This window comes from Kytococcus schroeteri (assembly GCF_002847825.1).
Taxonomy (GTDB): domain Bacteria; phylum Actinomycetota; class Actinomycetes; order Actinomycetales; family Dermatophilaceae; genus Kytococcus; species Kytococcus schroeteri.
The window spans coordinates 20,940-36,051 of the sequence record NZ_PKIZ01000017.1 but is presented as its reverse complement, the minus strand read 5'-3'; the positions used below and the strand labels follow the sequence as shown (position 1 = coordinate 36,051).

Sequence of the window (15,112 nt, the reverse complement as noted above, 5' to 3'; positions counted from 1 at the left end):
GTCGCGTCACACTGGGGGCATGCGCATCGTCGACCTGCCCACCGTGACCGTCCACCGCACGAGCGTCTCCGAGATGGACAACCGCTGCTACGTCCTCACCTCCCGGGCCACCGGGGCGCAGGTGCTCGTGGACGCCGCGGACGACGCCCCCGCCCTGCGCGGGCTGCTGGCCGAGGCCGCCGGTGACCGCGCGCCGGACCTGCGCGCCGTGGTGACCACGCACCGCCACTGGGACCACGTGCGGGCCCTGGCGGAGCTGGCCGGTGGGGACGGTGTGGTGGCCCACGGCGGCGTGGAGGACGCGGCCGCCATCGAGGAGGAGGCCGGCCTGCCCGCCGGCACGGTGCGCTCCTTGGCCCACGGCGAGGTGCTGGAGGTCGAGGACCTGGCGCTGGAGGTGGTGGCGCTGCGCGGCCACACCCCCGGGTCGGTGGCCCTGGTGCTGCGCGACGGCAACGAGGTGCACCTGTTCACCGGCGACTCGCTCTTCCCCGGGGGAGTGGGCAGGACGTGGTCGTCGCAGGACTTCGAGCAGTTGCTGGACGACGTGACCGAGCGGCTCTTCGGGCGCTTCGACGACGCGGCGCACGTGCACCCCGGGCACGGTGACCCCACCACGCTCGGGGCCGAGCGCCCACAGCTCGGTCAGTGGCGCGAGCGGGGCTGGTGACCGAGGGGCTTCGGCGGTGGGGGCAGGCACCCGGTACGCAGGTGATGAATATGTGGCGGAGAACCGCTGATTACCCGTGTGGGTCCCTGTGGGGACTGGAATCCGGCGCCCGGGGAAGGCACTCTTGGACCATGACGATTGGTGAACAGCCGTGGCCCACCGGTGTGCCCTGCTGGGTGGACTGCCAGGTGGACGACGTGCCGGCGGCCGTGGACTTCTACCGCGCGGTCTTCGGGTGGGAGATCGAGCAGGAGCGGCTCACCGGTGAGGGCCACGAGTTCCACATCGCCTGGCAGGACGGCCGACCGGTGGCCGGCATCGGCCCCAAGGCGACCGGTGACGTGGTGCCTCCCTCCGGCTGGCTCACCTACTTCTCGTGCACCGACGTGGACCGCGCCGTGGCAGCCACCACGCGACTGGGTGGGACCGTGTTCTACGACCCCGTGGACCTCGTGGACGCCTGCCGCCTGTGCTGCGCGGTGGACCCCAAGGGCACCGCGTTCGGCCTGTGGGAGGCGCGGCGGAGCCCCGGCTACCGCTCCATGGGCGGCGTGGGCACCGTGGTGTGGCACGAGCTCCACACCCGGCGCTTCCGCACGCAGCACGACTTCTACGCCGCGGTGCTCGACCTCGACTGGACCTCAGACGGGGGCGGCGACGAGTCCTACGTGAGCGGCACGGTGGGGGGCAGCGAGGTGGTGGGCGTGGTGCCCGAGGCCTTGATCCCGCCCTCGGTCCCCAGCCACTGGGCGGTCTGGTTCGGCGTGGAGGACCTGCCCGCCTGGCTCGAGCGCGCCACCGCCGCCGGGGCCGTCGTGGCGAGGCCGCCCCACGGCAGCCAGTCGCCCGCTCAAGCGTTCATGAGGGGACCGCAGGGCGAGGAGTTCGGCGTCATCGAGGTGACCGGTGAGGAGGTCGTCACGCCGGCCGACCTCGCGCGCTCTGCGTGACCCGGCCGGACCCGGTCCGCCGGCTGGGTCGGGTGGAGGACCTCGCAGGTCTCCTCGCCGTCCCGGGGCGGGCCGTGGTGGTCTGCTTCACCGGCTCGGGGTGCGGCAGTTGCTCGGTCTTCGAGCCGGTGTTCACGCAGGTGGCCGCCGAGCTGGGCGGGTCCGCCGCGGTCGACGGCACCGAGCGCGTGTTCGCCCTCGTGGACACCCAGGAGGTGCCGCTGCTGGCCACCGCGTGGTCCGTGCACACCGTGCCCACCGTCGTGGTGGTGCGCGACGGGGTGACCGTGCACCGCATCGACGGGCCGGTGCCCGCCCGCGAGCTGCGCCACCGCCTGCGGGACACTTGAGCCATGGCAGAAGGGCACAGGTCAAGGAGTCGGTGCTGCCCGGGGTGGGGGTCCGCTACGAGTTGACCACCCGCGCCGGCCGGACGCTCGTGGTGGTGGTGCACCGGGACGACGTGGCCGACCTGTGCGCCTTCTCCCGCGAGGACCCCGACCGGGCCCAGGACAGCCTGCACCTCACCCTCGAGGAGTCCGACGCGGTGGCCGACATGCTGGGCACCACCCGGGTGGCCAAGCACTTCATCGACCTCTCCGCCGAGGTGCCCGGGCTGGAGTCCGCCCGCCTCGTGGTGGAGCCCGGCAGCCGGTACGACGGCGCCACCCTGGGCGACACGCGGGCCCGCACCCTCACGGGATGCTCCGTGGTGGCCCTGGTGCGCGGCGAGTCCGTGGTGACCGCGCCCACCCCCGGGCAGGAGCTGCGGGGCGGGGACGTGCTCGTGGCCATCGGGGCGCAGTCCGGGCTGGTGGCGCTCTCGGAGGTGCTGGGGTCGGGATCCGCCCAGCCCCGGCCGTGAGCGGGCGGGCAGACACCTGATGGACAGCGCCCACATCGCGCTGCCGCTGGGCGACCTGGGGGCCATGGCCAACCGTGAGACGCCCGCCATCCTGTCGGTGCTCGTGCTGGAGGACATCGCGATGGTGGAGATCACCTACGACGAGGACCTCGCCCTGGAGGGCCGTGCCGGCTACTACGACAAGGCCGGCGCGCTGCGCGACATGCTGCAGAGCCACCTGCTGCAGGTACTCGCCATCGTGGCCATGGAGCCGCCCGCCCGCATCGACGCCGACGAGCTGCGCGACCTCAAGGAGCACGTCGTCCGGGCCACGCACCTGTGGGGCGACGACACCGCCCGCGCCTCCCGTCGGGCCCGGTACACCGCGGGGCGGGTCGGTGACCGGGAGGTGCCGGACTACACCGCCGAGGAGGGCGTGGACCCCGCACGCGACACCGAGACCCTGGCGCAGGTGGTGGTGGAGGTGCGGACCAACCGGTGGGCCGGCGTGCCCTTCGTGCTGCGCAGCGGCAAGGCCCTGGGGAGGAAGCGCAAGGAGGTGCGCATCACCTTCCGCGACGTGCGGCACGTGCCCGACGGGCTGCACGGGCAGCAGGGGCCCGACCAGCTGGTGGTGAGCCTCAAGCCGGGCCCGGTGGAGCTGCACCTGACGATGAACGCCACGGACCCCGCCCGCATCGAGCAGAAGGTGCTCACGACCACCGTGGGCGCCCCGGACCTGCTGCCCTACGGGGAGGTGCTCGCCGGCATCCTCGACGGGGACCCGCTGCTCACGGTGCGCGGGGACACGGCGGTGCGCTCGTGGGAGCTCATGGACCAGGTGCTCGGCGCGCGGGCGGTCGGCGACGTGCCGTTGGAGGAGTACGAGGCCGGGTCCGTGGGGCCGGGCGGCTGGGAGGTGGACCCGGCCGCGCTGCGCTGAGGGGGCGTCAGGCGGGGTGGCGCCGGTTGATCCGGGGTGGGTCCGGTTCGCCGGGGGTGGATGACGTCGTGGGCGGCGTCGACCCGGGACAACCGAACCCACCCCGGGCAGCTCGGGCGGCGGTGGGAGCCGCGGACCACGCCTGCTGTGGACGGTGCGGCGCGGCGGTGGGCCCCGCTCGGCCACGATGCCGCCATGACCGCCCCGCCCGGACCCCACTCGCCCGCCGCGCCGACCCCGCCGCCCCTGCCGGACTCGCTGGCCGCTCTCGTGGCGGTGCACCACGGCTGCGTGCGCTGGGACGAGCTGGCGGGGTGCGGCATCGGGGAGCAGGCGGCGGCCACGTTGGTGCGGCGCGGAGCCCTGGTGCGTGTGGCCCGCGGCGCCTACGTGGAGGGGCGGCGGTGGGCCGAGGCCCCGGCGCGGGAGCGGCACGCCCTCCTCGCGGTGGCCGTCGCCCGCACCTGGGGGCCGGACACGGCCGTCAGCCACGCGTCCGCGGCCGTCCTGCACGGGCTGCCCCTGCTGCGGCTTCCCTCGGTGGTGGAGGGCAGCCGGACCCGGGGAGGCCAGGGGCGGCGCCGCCGTGCGCACACGGTCTACCGGGGCTACCCGGGCGTCCACCCGGTGCGGTGCCGGGGCGTGCAGGTGGTGCCCGTGGCCGATGCCGCCGTCGGCGTGGCGGACCGCTACGGCCTCGAAGCGGGGGTGGTGGTGCTGGACGCGGCCCTGCACGCTGGGGCCACCACGCGGGAGGCGGTGCAGGAACTCGTGGACCGCTGCCGGGTTCACCCGGTGCACGCGCGGGCGGCGGCGGTGCTGGCGCTGGCGGACGGGCGGTCGGAGTCGCCGGGGGAGACCCGGACGCGGCTGCTGCTGGGGCGGCTCGGCATCGAGGTGGAGCCGCAGGTCAACCTGGTGACCGCCGACGGGGAGTGGCTGGGACGGGTGGACCTGCGCGTCCGGGGTGAACGGGTGGTGGTCGAGTTCGACGGGATGGTGAAGTACCGCGACCACGGCCGGCTGGCGGTGGAGGACAAGCGGCGGGACCTGGCCATGCAGCGTGCCGGTCACGAGGTGGTGCGGCTGGTCTGGGCGGACCTCGACCGGCCGGAGGCAGTGCGGCAGATGGTGGCCGATGCGGTGGCGCGCTCGCGACGGCGGTGCGCGTGAGGTGGGCTACCGGGCCGGGGCGGGTCCGGTTCGCCGGGGGTGGGTCCGTCCACGGCGTGACCGCCCCCGGGACACCCGGAGCGACCCCGGCTGAGGGGGCGTCAGGCGGGGGCGTCCAGGGCGTGGTCGGCGCCCATGACGTGCAGCAGGCGGTGGGCGGTCTCGTCGACGAGGCGGTAGCGCATGGACCGGCCGTCGCGGGTGGCCTCCACCCAGCCCTGGGTCCGCAGCGTGCGCAGCGCCTGCGAGGCGGTGGCGTGGCTGATGCCGGCGGCCTCGGCCAGCTCCGCCACGGTGGACCCCGGGTGATGGTGCATGCGGTCCAGCAGTCGCAGCCGCGTCGGGTCGCCGAGCAGGTCGAAGCGCCGCGCCCACTGGGTGTGACGGTCCTCGGCCATGCCCCGAGGGTGCCACACCACCCGGGCGCGCCCACCCCCACCGCGCTCGGGGAGGGTGGGTGCCCGGTCGGTAACCTCGCGGCGTGTCCGACTCACCCCGCACCCCGCACACACCCGCCGAGGGCCTGTTCACCCCCTCCTACCTGTGGATGCTGGTCGGCATCGTGGGTGCCTTCGTCAACTTCGCCCTGCTGCTGCCGGTGGTGCCGGCCTGGGCCGAGCACCTGGGCGCCTCCCCGGCCGGGGTGGGCGCCTCCACCACGGTGATGATGGGCGCCTGCGTGGCCGCCCAGCTGGCGATGCCGTGGCTGCTGGCACGGGTGGGCTACGTGCGCCCGTACGTGGCGGGCCTGGTGCTCATGGGTGCCCCCGCGCTCGCGCTGCCCTGGACCACCGAGCTGTGGGGGGTGCACCTGGTGCAGGCCCTGCGTGGGGTCGGCTTCGGGCTGCTCGTGGTCTCGGGGTCGGCGCTCTCGGCCTCCCTGGCCCAGCCGCGCCTGCGCGGCCGTGCGGTGGGCATGTACGGCGTGGCCCTGGCCGCCGCGCAGATCCCAGCCCTGCCCGCCGGCCTGCCGCTCGTGCACGGCGCCGGGTGGTCCACGGTGTTCTGGCTGGCCGGTGGGGCGGCGGTGCTCGTGGCGCCGCTGGCCGCCCGCATCCGCCAGCGGCAGGCCCCGCCAGAGGAGCTGGCCCCCGCCGCCGCGGCCGCCGAGGGGCTGCCGGCGCGCCGCCGGTGGGCCACCCCGGCGGTGGTGCTCTTCGCCAGCTCGCTGGCCTTCGGCGCGGCGGGCACCTTCCTCGGCATCGGCCTGCAGGACACGCGCGCGGTGTTCTGGGCGCTGCTGGTGGTCTCCGCCGGGCAGATGGTGGGGCGCGCCTGGGCGGGGGCGTTCAGCGACCGTCGGGGCGTGGGCCCGCTCCTGGCCCCGATGACGGTCCTCTCGGTGCTCGGTGTGGCCCTCATGGCCGCGGCGATGACGGGCCCCGGCGCCCTGCCCGGGTGGCTGCCCGCCGAGCTCTCCTCCGACCTGGTGGCCGTGCTGGGTGCGGCCTGCTTCGGGGTGGGCTTCGGCGCCCTGCAGAACGACACCTTCGTGCTCATGGTGGAACGCGCCGGTCCGGCGCGCTTGGGCTCGGCCTCCACCGTGTGGAACGTGGGCTACGACGCCGGCACGGGCCTGGGCTCGATGGTGGTGGGTGCCCTGGCCGTGGCGACCGGCCTGGCCGGCGGGTTCGGCCTGCTGGCCCTCGGGGCGCTGCTCACGGTGCCGCTGGCCCTCGGCGTGGCGGCCACCGAGGCGCGCCTGCGCCGGGCCCCGGCCGCGTCATGATGGCCCCATGAGTCCCGCGTCGTCCTCGTTCCGCCCCACCTCGTCCCGTGCTCCGGGTGCCGGTGCCACCCCACCGGCCGATGCCGTGGTGGTGGGCCACGGCCTGGCCGGCCTGGTCTGCGCCTCGGAGCTGCTGGCGGCCGGGCGCACCGTGACCCTGGTGGACGCCTCCCCCGAGACCGACCTGGGCGGGCAGGCCTGGTGGTCCTTCGGCGGGCTGTTCCTCGTGGACTCCCCGCAGCAGCGCCGGCTGCGCGTGAAGGACTCCTTGGAGCTCGCGTGGGCCGACTGGGAGCGCACCGCCGGCTGGGACCGCACCGAGGACGCGCTGGGCCGCCAGTGGGCGCGCGCGTACGTGGAGTGGGCGCACCGCGGCAAGCGGGAGTGGTTGGCCACCAAGGGCATCCGCTCCTTCCCGGTGGTGGGCTGGGCCGAGCGCGGCGACAACCGCGGACCCGGCGTGGAGAACACCGGGCCGGGCAACTCGGTGCCGCGCTTCCACATCACCTGGGGCACCGGGCCGGGGCTGGTGCAGCCCTTCGTGGACGACCTGCGCCGCGGCATCGAGGCGGGGCGGGCCACCTACCTGCCGGGGCACCGGGTGGTCGAGCTGCTCCGCGAGGGCGACCGCATGGTGGGCGTGCGGGCCGAGGTGCTGGAGCTCCTGGGCGATGACGGGGGCGCCACCGCACCGGGGACGGGCACCGGCGCCACCCTGCCCACGGGTGAGCGCGGCCGGGCCCGCGCCACTCGCGTGACCGGGGAGACCGAGCTGCGCGGCGGTGCGGTAGTGCTGGCCACCGGCGGCATCGGGGGCAACGACGCGATGATGCGCGGCGCCTGGCCGCAGCGCCTGGGCGCCCTGCCGGAGGACCTGCTGCACGGCGTGCCCGCGTACGTGGACGGCTCCGGGCTGGAGCTCGGCGCGCAGGCCGGCGCGGCGTGGGTGAACACCGACCGCATGTGGGCCTACACCGAGGGCCTGGGCAACCCGGACCCGGTCTGGCACCGGCACGGCATCCGCATCCTGCCCGGGCCGAGCTCGCTGTGGCTCGACGCCGACGGGCACCGGTTGCCCGCGCCGCTCTTCCCCGGCACGGACACCCTGGGCACGCTGGAGCACCTGCAGGCCACCGGCGCGGAGCACTCGTGGTTCGTGACCAACCGGCGCATCGTGGGCAAGGAGTTCGCGCTCTCGGGCAGCGAGCAGAACCCGGACCTCACCGGGCGGTCGGTGCGCGGGGTGCTGGGGCGGGTGCGCACGGACGTACCGGCACCGGTGCAGGCCTTCGTCGACGCCGGGGACGACGTCATCGAGGCCGACGACCTGGAGACGCTGCTGGCCCGCATGGAGGCGATGGGCGGACGGCCGCTGGACCGGGCCGCCGTGCGCGAGGCCGTGGCCGCCCACGGACGCGAGGACGACCCGCAGCGCCGGCTGCTGCGCGACGCGCGGACCTACCTGGGCGACAAACTGGTGCGTTCGGTGGCACCGCACGACCTCCAGGACCCGGCAGCCGGGCCGCTCATGGCCGTGCGGTTGCGCATCCTGAGCCGCAAGACGCTCGGCGGACTGGCCACGCGGTTGGACGGTGCGGTGCTCGACGCTGCCGGTGAGCCGGTGCCGGGGCTGTTCGCCGCCGGCGAGGTGAGCGGCTTCGGCGGCGGGGGCGTGCACGGCTACCGGTCGTTGGAGGGCACCTTCCTGGGTGGGTGCCTGTTCACCGGGCGGCGCGCGGCCGCGGGCGTCATCGCCGGCTGAGGGCCGCCAGCTCCAGCACACGGTCGCCGGGGGCGGCGCACCAGGCCTCCAGCAGCTCGGCGTCGTGGCTGATGGTGAGCACCGTCAGCCCCGATGCGGCCCGCGCCCGCAGCAGGCCCACCACCGATGCCGTGGTGGCCGGGTCGAGCATGGCGGTGGCCTCGTCGGCCAGCAGCACGGCCGGCTCCATGACGAGCGCCCGTGCCAGGGCGGCGCGCTGCAGCTGGCCGTCGGAGACCGCGGCCGGGCGGCGGCTCAGCAGGTCGGGCGTGAGGCCCACCTCCGCGGCGGCGGCGTCCACGGCCTCGCGGACGGCGCGGCGGGAGGGGCGCTCCCGGCTGCGTCGCAGCTCCACCGGCTCGGCGATGGCCTGGCGCAGCGTCATCCGGGGGCTCACCGAGCGGCGCGGCGACTGGAAGAGCATGGCCACCCCGGCCGCGGGGACCCCGGGGTGCAGTGCCCGCCCGGCCACCTCCACAGTGCCGGCCGAGGGCGTCACGAGCCCGGCCACCACCCGGCACAGCGTGGACTTGCCGGCACCGTTGGGGCCAGTGACCGCGGTGGTGGTGCCGGGCAGCAGCTCGAGGTCGATGCCGCGCAGCACCTCCGGCGTGCCGGGGGCGGGGGCGGCGGTCACGCCGGCGAGGCGTACGACGGGCCCGGGGCCGGGCGGGGTGCCGGTACGCGCCTCCTCGCCGGCGGCTGCGGGGGTGGGGGCGGGGTGGGTGTCGCTCACGGGGCACCTCCGGGGACGGGCTGGGCCAGCCGCTCCTCCACCGAGGGTGGCGTCACGGCATCGAGCAGGGAGGGCGGCGCCCCACCGATGGGGTGCAGCCCGTGCCGCGGCAGGGCCGCCACCAGGGCGCGCGTGTAGGCGTGGCGGCCGGGCTCCCCGGGGCCGCCGGTGCCCACCGGGTCGGGGGCGTCGAGGGGGCCGGGGGCGGCGAGCAGCACCTCGGCCGGCCCGTGGTCCACCACCTGCCCGCCGTACATCACCGACACCTCGTCCACCCGTCCGGCGTGGGCACCGAGCGAGGTGAGGTCGTGGGTGATGAGCAGCACCGCGGCGCCGTCGTCGGCGGCCTCGCGCAGCAGGTCCAGCACGGCCTCGCGGCTGGCCTCGTCGAGGCTGGCGGTGGGCTCGTCGGCCAGCAGCACCGCGGGGCGTCCGGCCGTGGCCAGCGCGTAGGCCACGCGAGCGGCCATGCCCCCGGAGAGCTCGTGCGGGTACAGCCGCACCACTCCCGCCCCGAGGCCGACCCGCTCCAGGGCCCGGGCCACGAGGGCGTCGAGCTCCCGGCCACGACGGCCGTGGGCCTCGGGGGACAGCGCCCGCAGGGTCTCGGCCACCTGCGGCCCCACGCGGCGGGTGGGCGTGAGCAGCGTGGCCGCCGACTGCGGTACGAGTCCCACGTGGTGGCCGCGCAGGTGGCGCCACTCGGCCTCGTCGCGCGGGCCCAGGGCGTGGCCGGCCACCTCCAGGCGCCCGTCCACCTCGGCGCCCGGCGGCAGCAGCCCGATGAGGGCGCTGGCCAGCACGGACTTGCCGCACCCGGACTCGCCCACCAGGGCATGCACCCGGCCGGCGTGCAGCTCGAGGTCCACCGCGTGGGCGGCGTGCACCCGGTGGCGGCCCCCGGCCACGGGCAGGCGCACCGAGAGCCCGTGCACCCGGGCGGCGGGGGCGGCGGTGTCGTCCAGGGGGGTGGCCCCCGTCATCGGGCTCATGCGTGCACCTCCGCCTCGCTCATGGCGTCGCCGGAGCGCAGGGCGTCGGTGAGGCCCCGCCCCAGGCCGCCGACCGCCACGGTGGTGGCCCCCAGAGCCAGGGCGGGCACCACCAGCGACCACCAGGCGCCCAGCTGCACGTCGGAACGTGCCTGGGCCAGCAGCGTGCCCAGCGATGCCTGCGTGGGCTGAAGCCCCAGACCGAAGAAGCTCAGCGTGGACTCGTGGAACACCGCGTGCGGCAGCAGCAGCACCACGGCCACGAGCGCCTGGGGCAGCGCCGCCGGCACCAGGTGGCGCCGCAGCAGCTGCCAGCGCGAGGCGCCCGCCAGCCGGGCGGCGTCCACGTACTGCGAGCTCCGCACGGCCAGCGCCTCGGCGCGCACCAGGCGGGCCACGGTGGGCCAGTGGGTCAGCGCGATGGAGGCCACGATGGCCACCACCGAGCCGGGGTAGAGGGCCACCACCACCAGGCCCAGCACGAGGTGCGGCAGGGCCGAGACGGCATCGCCGGTGCGCATGAGCAGGGCGTCCGCCCAGCGGCCCAGGCTCGCCGCGGCGGCGCCCACGAGCACCCCGAGCACCACCGACACCAGCGCCGAGAGGGCCGCGATGAGCAGGCTCACGCGCAGCCCCTGGGCCACCCGCACCAGCAGGTCGCGCCCGGCGTGGTCGGTGCCGGCCCAGTGCTCGGCCGAGGGGGGCTGCAGGGCGTCCACGAGGTGGGTGGAGTCGTCCACCACCAGCGGCAGCACCACGGCGAGCAGCACGAGCACCGCCAGGGTGCCCAGCGCCACGCGGCCGCCGGCGGTGCGGGTCAGCTCACGCATCGATCTCCACCCTCGGGTCCAGCGCCAGGTGCAGCGCGTCGGCGGCCCACGAGCCCACCAGCACCAGCACCGTGGTGAGGGTGGTCAGGGCGGCCAGGAGCGGGAAGTCCAGCTGCAGGGCGGCCTGCACCAGCGCGTTGGCCACGCCCGGCCACGCGAACACCTCCTCCACGATGACGGCGCCCACCACCAGCTCCGGCAGCCGCAGCCCCACGAGGGTGGCCACCGGCACCAGGGCGGCGGGCACCACGTGCCCGCGGCGCACCGTGCGCGGCGAGAGGCCGCGCGCCCGGGCGCCGCGCACCGCATCGGAGGCGGCGGTCTCGACCACCGACTCCCGGGCGGCCAGCAGCAGCCACGGCACCTGGCTGAGCGCCAGCACCGTCACCGGCAGCACCGCGTGGCGCACCAGGCCCGATGCGGTGACGGCCTCGCCGGGGCGCCCCATGCCACCGGTGGGCAGCAGCCCCCAGGTGACCGAGAGCAGCAGCACACCCACCAGGGCCAGCACGTAGGGCGGCAGGGCCTGCAGCACCATCGCCACCCCGGCCACGGTGCGCGCCCACCAGGAGCGCGGACGCAGCCCGGCGGCCACGCCGCCCACCACCCCCAGCAGCAGGGCCAGCAGCAGGGCGGGCACGGTGAGCAGCACCGTCCAGCCCACGCGCTGCGCGAGCACCTCGGCCACCGGCTGGCGGAAGACGTGCGAGAACCCCAGGTCGCCCTGCAGCAGGTCGCCGAGCCACCACCACCAGGCCTGCCACCACGGGGCGTCCATGCCCGAGGCGTGCCCGATCTGGGCGCGCTGCTCGGGGGTGAGGCGCTGGTAGCGGTCGCCCAGCATCGCCTCCAGCGGGTCCAGGGGGCTCGCCGCGGCGAGGGCGAACACGGCCAGCGAGACCAGCACCACCACGGGCACCGACCACGCCAGGCGCCGCACCGTCATCCGGCCGATGCGGGAGAGCGTCACCGCCTCACGTCCACTGGCCGACGTTCCACCACGGGCCCCACGAGACGCCGTGGGCGTGCGGCTCCACCACGAGGTTGCCGGTGTCGTAGCCGCGCGGGTCGTGCACGTAGGTGTGCTCGAGGAACATGAAGTAGACGCCGTTGGGGTCCTCGAAGGTCTTCTTCTGCACGTCCCGGTAGAGGCGGTTGCGCTCGGTCTCGTCGGTGGCGCGGCGGGCCTTCTCCAGCAGGGCGTCCAGCTCGTCGCTGCCCTGGCCACCGGGGTTGTAGAAGAACGCGGCGCCCTTCATGGGGGTGTGCAGCTGCCCGAACACCTGGCTGTCGATGCTGTACGGCTTGTCGCCGCCACCCAGCAGGATGCCGATCTCGCGGTAGACCGGCTCGATCTCGTCCCAGGTCATGCCCTTGGGCGTCACCTCGACGCCCACCTTCTTGAGGTCCTCGGCGAAGGCCACCGCCAGGTCGCGGCGCACGGAGTCCTTGGGGTCGTAGGCCAGGGTGAACCCGGCCCGCTCGCCGTCCTTGGTGCGGATGCCGTCCTCGCCGGGGGCCCACCCGGCCTCCTCCAGCACCTGCTTGGCCTTCTCGGGGTCGTGCTCGTAGGCGAGGTCCTCGTAGGCGTCGCCGTACACCGCCGAGACGGGGGTGGCGGCCGGCGTGCCCCGGCCGCCGAGCACGGCATCGATCATGGCCTGCCGGTCCACGGCCAGGTTCAACGCCACCCGCAGCTCCGGGGTGGCGGCGACGGCGGCCTTCTCGGGGAAGCTCACGCCGCGCCAGTCAGCCGTCTTGGCCACGGCCAGCTGCAGGTGGTCGGCGGCGTCGGCGGTGGCCTGCGCCAGCTTGGGTGGCAGCACGGTGCCGTCCACCTCGCCGGCGCGCACCTGCTGGGCGCGGGTGCCCTCGTCCAGCACGGTGGTGATGGTCAGGCGCGGCACGGCCGACGGTTCGCCCCAGTAGTCCTCGAAGCGCTCGAGCGTGGCCTCGTGGGGCTTGAGCGAGACCAGGCGCAGCGGCCCGGTGCCCACGGGTTCCCGGTTGAGCGGGGACTCGGTGGCCGGCCCGCCGGTGAACTTGGCCTTCGGTGCGATGCCGAGCAGCATCCGGCTGGGGAAGTCCACGTAGGGGTACTCCAAGTGGAAGACCACCTCGTCGCCCTCGGCCTCCACCGTCCTCACCATGTCGTAGGCCCACGCGGCCTCGCTGCCGGACTCGGGGTCCAGGAGCGCCCGGTAGGTGGCCACCACGTCCTGGGCGGTGAGCTCGCTGCCGTCGTGGAAGCGCACCCCCTGGCGCACCGGCACGCGCCAGGTGCGCTGGTCCTTGCTCACGGTGGGCTCCTCGGCGGCCAGCGCGGGCTCAAGGGTCGGCAGGGCCTCGGGGTCGTCGCTGCGCAGGCGCAGCAGGCCCTCGTAGAGCGCGGTGCCGCCCTGCTCGCCGTGGCCGGAGATGGGGTTGAAGGCGCCCAGCTCCTCGGTGCCGGCCACCACCAGGGCGGGGTGGTCGCCCTCGCCCCCGCCGCTGCCCGACGGGGCACCGGACGTGCCACCGCCCCCACTGGGGGTGGAGAGTCCACACCCGGCGAGGGCGGTGGCGGCGGCTGCCGCGGAGGCGGTCAGGACGGAGCGGCGGGAGACGGGGCGCGAAGTCACCCGCGCACCATATCTGAGCAGGTGATCAGATGCGGTGTGCGCCCTCCACCTGCTGGTCCTCGGTGGTGAACGCCTCGTTGCCATCGGCGTCGCGCAGGTCGGTGGCAACGTAGGCCGCCGTTTCCGGCGCGGCGATGGTGGAACCGTCCTCGGTGGTGTAGTGCGGGTCGTGCTCCACCTCGGTGGTGTCCCACGCCTCCTCGTCACCCTCCTGGCGGCGTCGCTCGGCCTCCTCGGGCGGGAGCACCTTGCGCCACCGCTTGGTGGCCAGCGGCAGCAGCTCGCCGGCGTCCTCGCGCATGGCGCGGTTCAGGGCCCACATCATGAGGTAGCCCATGACGAAGAAGGGCAGGCCCACGATGGTGATGATGTCCTGCAGGGCCGCGATGACGTCGCTGTCGGGATCGGGGTTGTAGGTCAGCAGCACCACGGCCACCACACCGGTGGCGACGGCCCACAGGGCGCGCTGGAAGACCGGGGAGCGGTCGTCCTCGTCGTGGCCGCGGGCCATGTAGTCCATGACCAGCGAGGCCGAGTCCATCGAGGTGACGAAGAACAGCACCACGATGACGACCGCGAGGACCGAGACCACCGAGGCCAGCGGGAAGTGGTCGAGGAACTCGAACAGCGCCACCTCGGGGCCCTGCTCCAGGACCGAGGTGACCAGCTTGCCACCGTCCTTGCCGCCGATGATGTCGAAGCTGGCGAAACCGAAGATGCCGAACCAGATGATCGAGAAGGTCACCGGGGCGGCGAGCACGCCGAAGACGAACTCGCGGATGGTGCGGCCGCGGGAGATGCGGGCGATGAAGATGCCCACGAAGGGCGACCACGTGATGGTCCACGCCCAGTAGAAGATCGTCCAGCTCTGCTGCCAGCCCGGGTTGTCGCCGAAGGCGTCGTTCCAGAAGGCCAGGTAGGGCAGGCGCTGCGCGTACAGGCCCACCGACTCGACGGCGCCCTTGAGCAGGTAGAGGGTGGGTCCGCTGATCACGATGAAGACCATCAGCAGGACGGCGGCGAGGATGTTGGCGTTGGAGAGCATCTTGATGCCCTTGTCGAGGCCCGCCATGACGGAGGCCAGGGCCATCAGGGTGACTCCGCCGATGATGAGCGCGATGCTCAGGGCGCTCTGGTCGATGCCGAACACCCGCGCCAGGCCCGCGTTGATCTGCAGCGTGCCCAGGGCAATCGTCAGGGCGACGCCGAACAGGGTGCCCACGATCGAGACGATGTCGATGGCCTTGCCGACCGGGCCGTGGATGCCCTTGTCACCCAGCAGCGGGTGGAACAACGAGGAGACCCGCGGCGGCAGGTTGCGCTGGTACATGAAGTACGCGAACGCCAGCGAGGGCAGCGTGAAGATCGTCCACGTGTGCAGCCCGAAGTGGTAGAGGGTGAAGCTGATGGCCTCCCGGGCGGCGTCGTCGGACTGGGGCTTGACGTCGGCCATCGGGGGGTTGGCGAAGTGGTTCACCGGCTCGGCGACGCCCCAGAACATGAGGATCGACCCGATGCCGGCGGCGAAGAGCATGCTGAACCACACGAGGAACTTGTGCTCGGGCGGTTCGTCCCGCGGGCTCAGGCGGATGCGGCCGAAGCGGCTGAGCGCCGTCACGACGAGGTAGATGAGGAAGACCGTCACGCCCAGGATGTAGAACCACCCCAGGTTCTCGATGATCCAGTCGGCGCCCGTGGCAAAGGTCGACGCCATGGTCGTGGGGAAGGCGAGGGTCAGGATGATGAAGGCTGCGGTGAGCGCGATCGACCCGAAGAAGATGACGGGTGACGTCCGCAGGCCCAGCTTGTCGTGGAGTGACTGCAACATGGGGGTTCCTGGGTCGGGGGTGTGTGCGCTCGCG

General features: G+C 74.8%; 15 protein-coding genes. 8 read left to right on the top strand and 7 right to left on the bottom strand.

The window, feature by feature from the left end; genetic code table 11:
* Positions 1-19 precede the first annotated feature (19 nt).
* From CYJ76_RS09055 to CYJ76_RS13105, 6 genes are all read left to right on the top strand, one after another.
* Entirely contained in the window at positions 20-670 is a 651-nt protein-coding gene (locus tag CYJ76_RS09055; RefSeq protein ID WP_070706078.1) for an MBL fold metallo-hydrolase, read from the top strand.
* A gap of 131 nt (positions 671-801) precedes the next feature.
* Positions 802-1,620 carry a VOC family protein gene (locus CYJ76_RS09050; RefSeq protein ID WP_144043065.1) on the top strand — a complete coding sequence of 273 codons (819 nt, stop codon included), beginning with the start codon at positions 802-804 and terminating at the stop codon, positions 1,618-1,620.
* Positions 1,617-1,970: a thioredoxin domain-containing protein gene (locus CYJ76_RS09045; RefSeq protein ID WP_101849905.1), complete on the top strand. Its 354-nt coding sequence runs from the start codon at positions 1,617-1,619 to the stop codon at positions 1,968-1,970. Before CYJ76_RS09050 ends, CYJ76_RS09045 begins: the two co-directional genes overlap by 4 nt.
* Positions 1,967-2,485 carry a cation:proton antiporter regulatory subunit gene (locus CYJ76_RS09040; RefSeq protein WP_101849904.1) on the top strand — a complete coding sequence of 173 codons (519 nt, stop codon included), beginning with the start codon at positions 1,967-1,969 and terminating at the stop codon, positions 2,483-2,485. The genes CYJ76_RS09045 and CYJ76_RS09040 overlap by 4 nt, the downstream gene beginning before the upstream one ends.
* Before the next feature lie 19 nt (positions 2,486-2,504).
* Positions 2,505-3,407: a hypothetical protein gene (locus tag CYJ76_RS09035; protein WP_238138211.1), complete on the top strand. Its 903-nt coding sequence runs from the start codon at positions 2,505-2,507 to the stop codon at positions 3,405-3,407.
* Between the two features lie 195 nt (positions 3,408-3,602).
* Positions 3,603-4,580, top strand: coding sequence for a type IV toxin-antitoxin system AbiEi family antitoxin domain-containing protein (locus CYJ76_RS13105; protein ID WP_180802269.1), 978 nt, complete (start codon positions 3,603-3,605; stop codon positions 4,578-4,580).
* 101 nt (positions 4,581-4,681) lie between these two features.
* Here CYJ76_RS13105 and CYJ76_RS09025 read toward each other — a convergent pair whose 3' ends face one another.
* Positions 4,682-4,978 carry an ArsR/SmtB family transcription factor gene (locus CYJ76_RS09025; protein ID WP_101849902.1) on the bottom strand — a complete coding sequence of 99 codons (297 nt, stop codon included), beginning with the start codon at positions 4,976-4,978 and terminating at the stop codon, positions 4,682-4,684.
* 83 nt (positions 4,979-5,061) lie between these two features.
* Between CYJ76_RS09025 and CYJ76_RS09020 the strand changes: the two genes are divergently transcribed.
* Together CYJ76_RS09020 and CYJ76_RS09015 are read left to right on the top strand one after the other, a co-directional pair.
* Entirely contained in the window at positions 5,062-6,309 is a 1,248-nt protein-coding gene (locus CYJ76_RS09020) for an MFS transporter (protein WP_101849901.1), read from the top strand.
* A gap of 7 nt (positions 6,310-6,316) precedes the next feature.
* Positions 6,317-8,071: an FAD-binding dehydrogenase gene (locus CYJ76_RS09015; RefSeq protein WP_101849900.1), complete on the top strand. Its 1,755-nt coding sequence runs from the start codon at positions 6,317-6,319 to the stop codon at positions 8,069-8,071.
* Here the strand turns inward: CYJ76_RS09015 and CYJ76_RS09010 are convergent.
* Genes CYJ76_RS09010 through CYJ76_RS08985 form a run of 6 tightly spaced genes read right to left on the bottom strand, consistent with a single transcriptional unit; the run spans position 8,058 to position 15,078 of the window.
* Positions 8,058-8,807, bottom strand: a complete 750-nt coding sequence (locus tag CYJ76_RS09010) for an ABC transporter ATP-binding protein (RefSeq protein ID WP_202820476.1) — start codon at positions 8,805-8,807, stop codon at positions 8,058-8,060. The two genes, CYJ76_RS09015 and CYJ76_RS09010, sit on opposite strands and share 14 nt — an antisense overlap.
* The gene (locus CYJ76_RS09005; protein ID WP_238138210.1) at positions 8,804-9,799 is read right to left on the bottom strand and encodes an ATP-binding cassette domain-containing protein; all 996 of its coding nucleotides are present in this window, start codon (positions 9,797-9,799) and stop codon (positions 8,804-8,806) included. The genes CYJ76_RS09010 and CYJ76_RS09005 overlap by 4 nt, the downstream gene beginning before the upstream one ends.
* Positions 9,796-10,629, bottom strand: a complete 834-nt coding sequence (locus CYJ76_RS09000) for an ABC transporter permease (protein WP_070705884.1) — start codon at positions 10,627-10,629, stop codon at positions 9,796-9,798. Before CYJ76_RS09000 ends, CYJ76_RS09005 begins: the two co-directional genes overlap by 4 nt.
* Positions 10,622-11,599, bottom strand: coding sequence for an ABC transporter permease (locus tag CYJ76_RS08995; RefSeq protein WP_101849898.1), 978 nt, complete (start codon positions 11,597-11,599; stop codon positions 10,622-10,624). Before CYJ76_RS08995 ends, CYJ76_RS09000 begins: the two co-directional genes overlap by 8 nt.
* A gap of 4 nt (positions 11,600-11,603) precedes the next feature.
* On the bottom strand, positions 11,604-13,250 hold the full coding sequence (locus tag CYJ76_RS08990; RefSeq protein WP_180802268.1) for an ABC transporter substrate-binding protein: 1,647 nt from the start codon (positions 13,248-13,250) through the stop codon (positions 11,604-11,606).
* Positions 13,251-13,275: 25 nt separating this feature from the next.
* Positions 13,276-15,078, bottom strand: coding sequence for a BCCT family transporter (locus tag CYJ76_RS08985; protein ID WP_101849896.1), 1,803 nt, complete (start codon positions 15,076-15,078; stop codon positions 13,276-13,278).
* Positions 15,079-15,112: the final 34 nt, after the last annotated feature.

Coding starts and splice junctions, on each gene's coding strand:
- CYJ76_RS09055 (WP_070706078.1), top strand. CDS start 20: ATGCGCATCGTCGACCTGCCCACCGTGACCGTCCACCGCACGAGCGTC.
- CYJ76_RS09050 (WP_144043065.1), top strand. CDS start 802: ATGACGATTGGTGAACAGCCGTGGCCCACCGGTGTGCCCTGCTGGGTG.
- CYJ76_RS09035 (WP_238138211.1), top strand. CDS start 2,505: ATGGACAGCGCCCACATCGCGCTGCCGCTGGGCGACCTGGGGGCCATG.
- CYJ76_RS13105 (WP_180802269.1), top strand. CDS start 3,603: ATGACCGCCCCGCCCGGACCCCACTCGCCCGCCGCGCCGACCCCGCCG.
- CYJ76_RS09025 (WP_101849902.1), bottom strand. CDS start 4,978: ATGGCCGAGGACCGTCACACCCAGTGGGCGCGGCGCTTCGACCTGCTC.
- CYJ76_RS09015 (WP_101849900.1), top strand. CDS start 6,317: ATGAGTCCCGCGTCGTCCTCGTTCCGCCCCACCTCGTCCCGTGCTCCG.
- CYJ76_RS09005 (WP_238138210.1), bottom strand. CDS start 9,799: ATGAGCCCGATGACGGGGGCCACCCCCCTGGACGACACCGCCGCCCCC.
- CYJ76_RS09000 (WP_070705884.1), bottom strand. CDS start 10,629: ATGCGTGAGCTGACCCGCACCGCCGGCGGCCGCGTGGCGCTGGGCACC.
- CYJ76_RS08985 (WP_101849896.1), bottom strand. CDS start 15,078: ATGTTGCAGTCACTCCACGACAAGCTGGGCCTGCGGACGTCACCCGTC.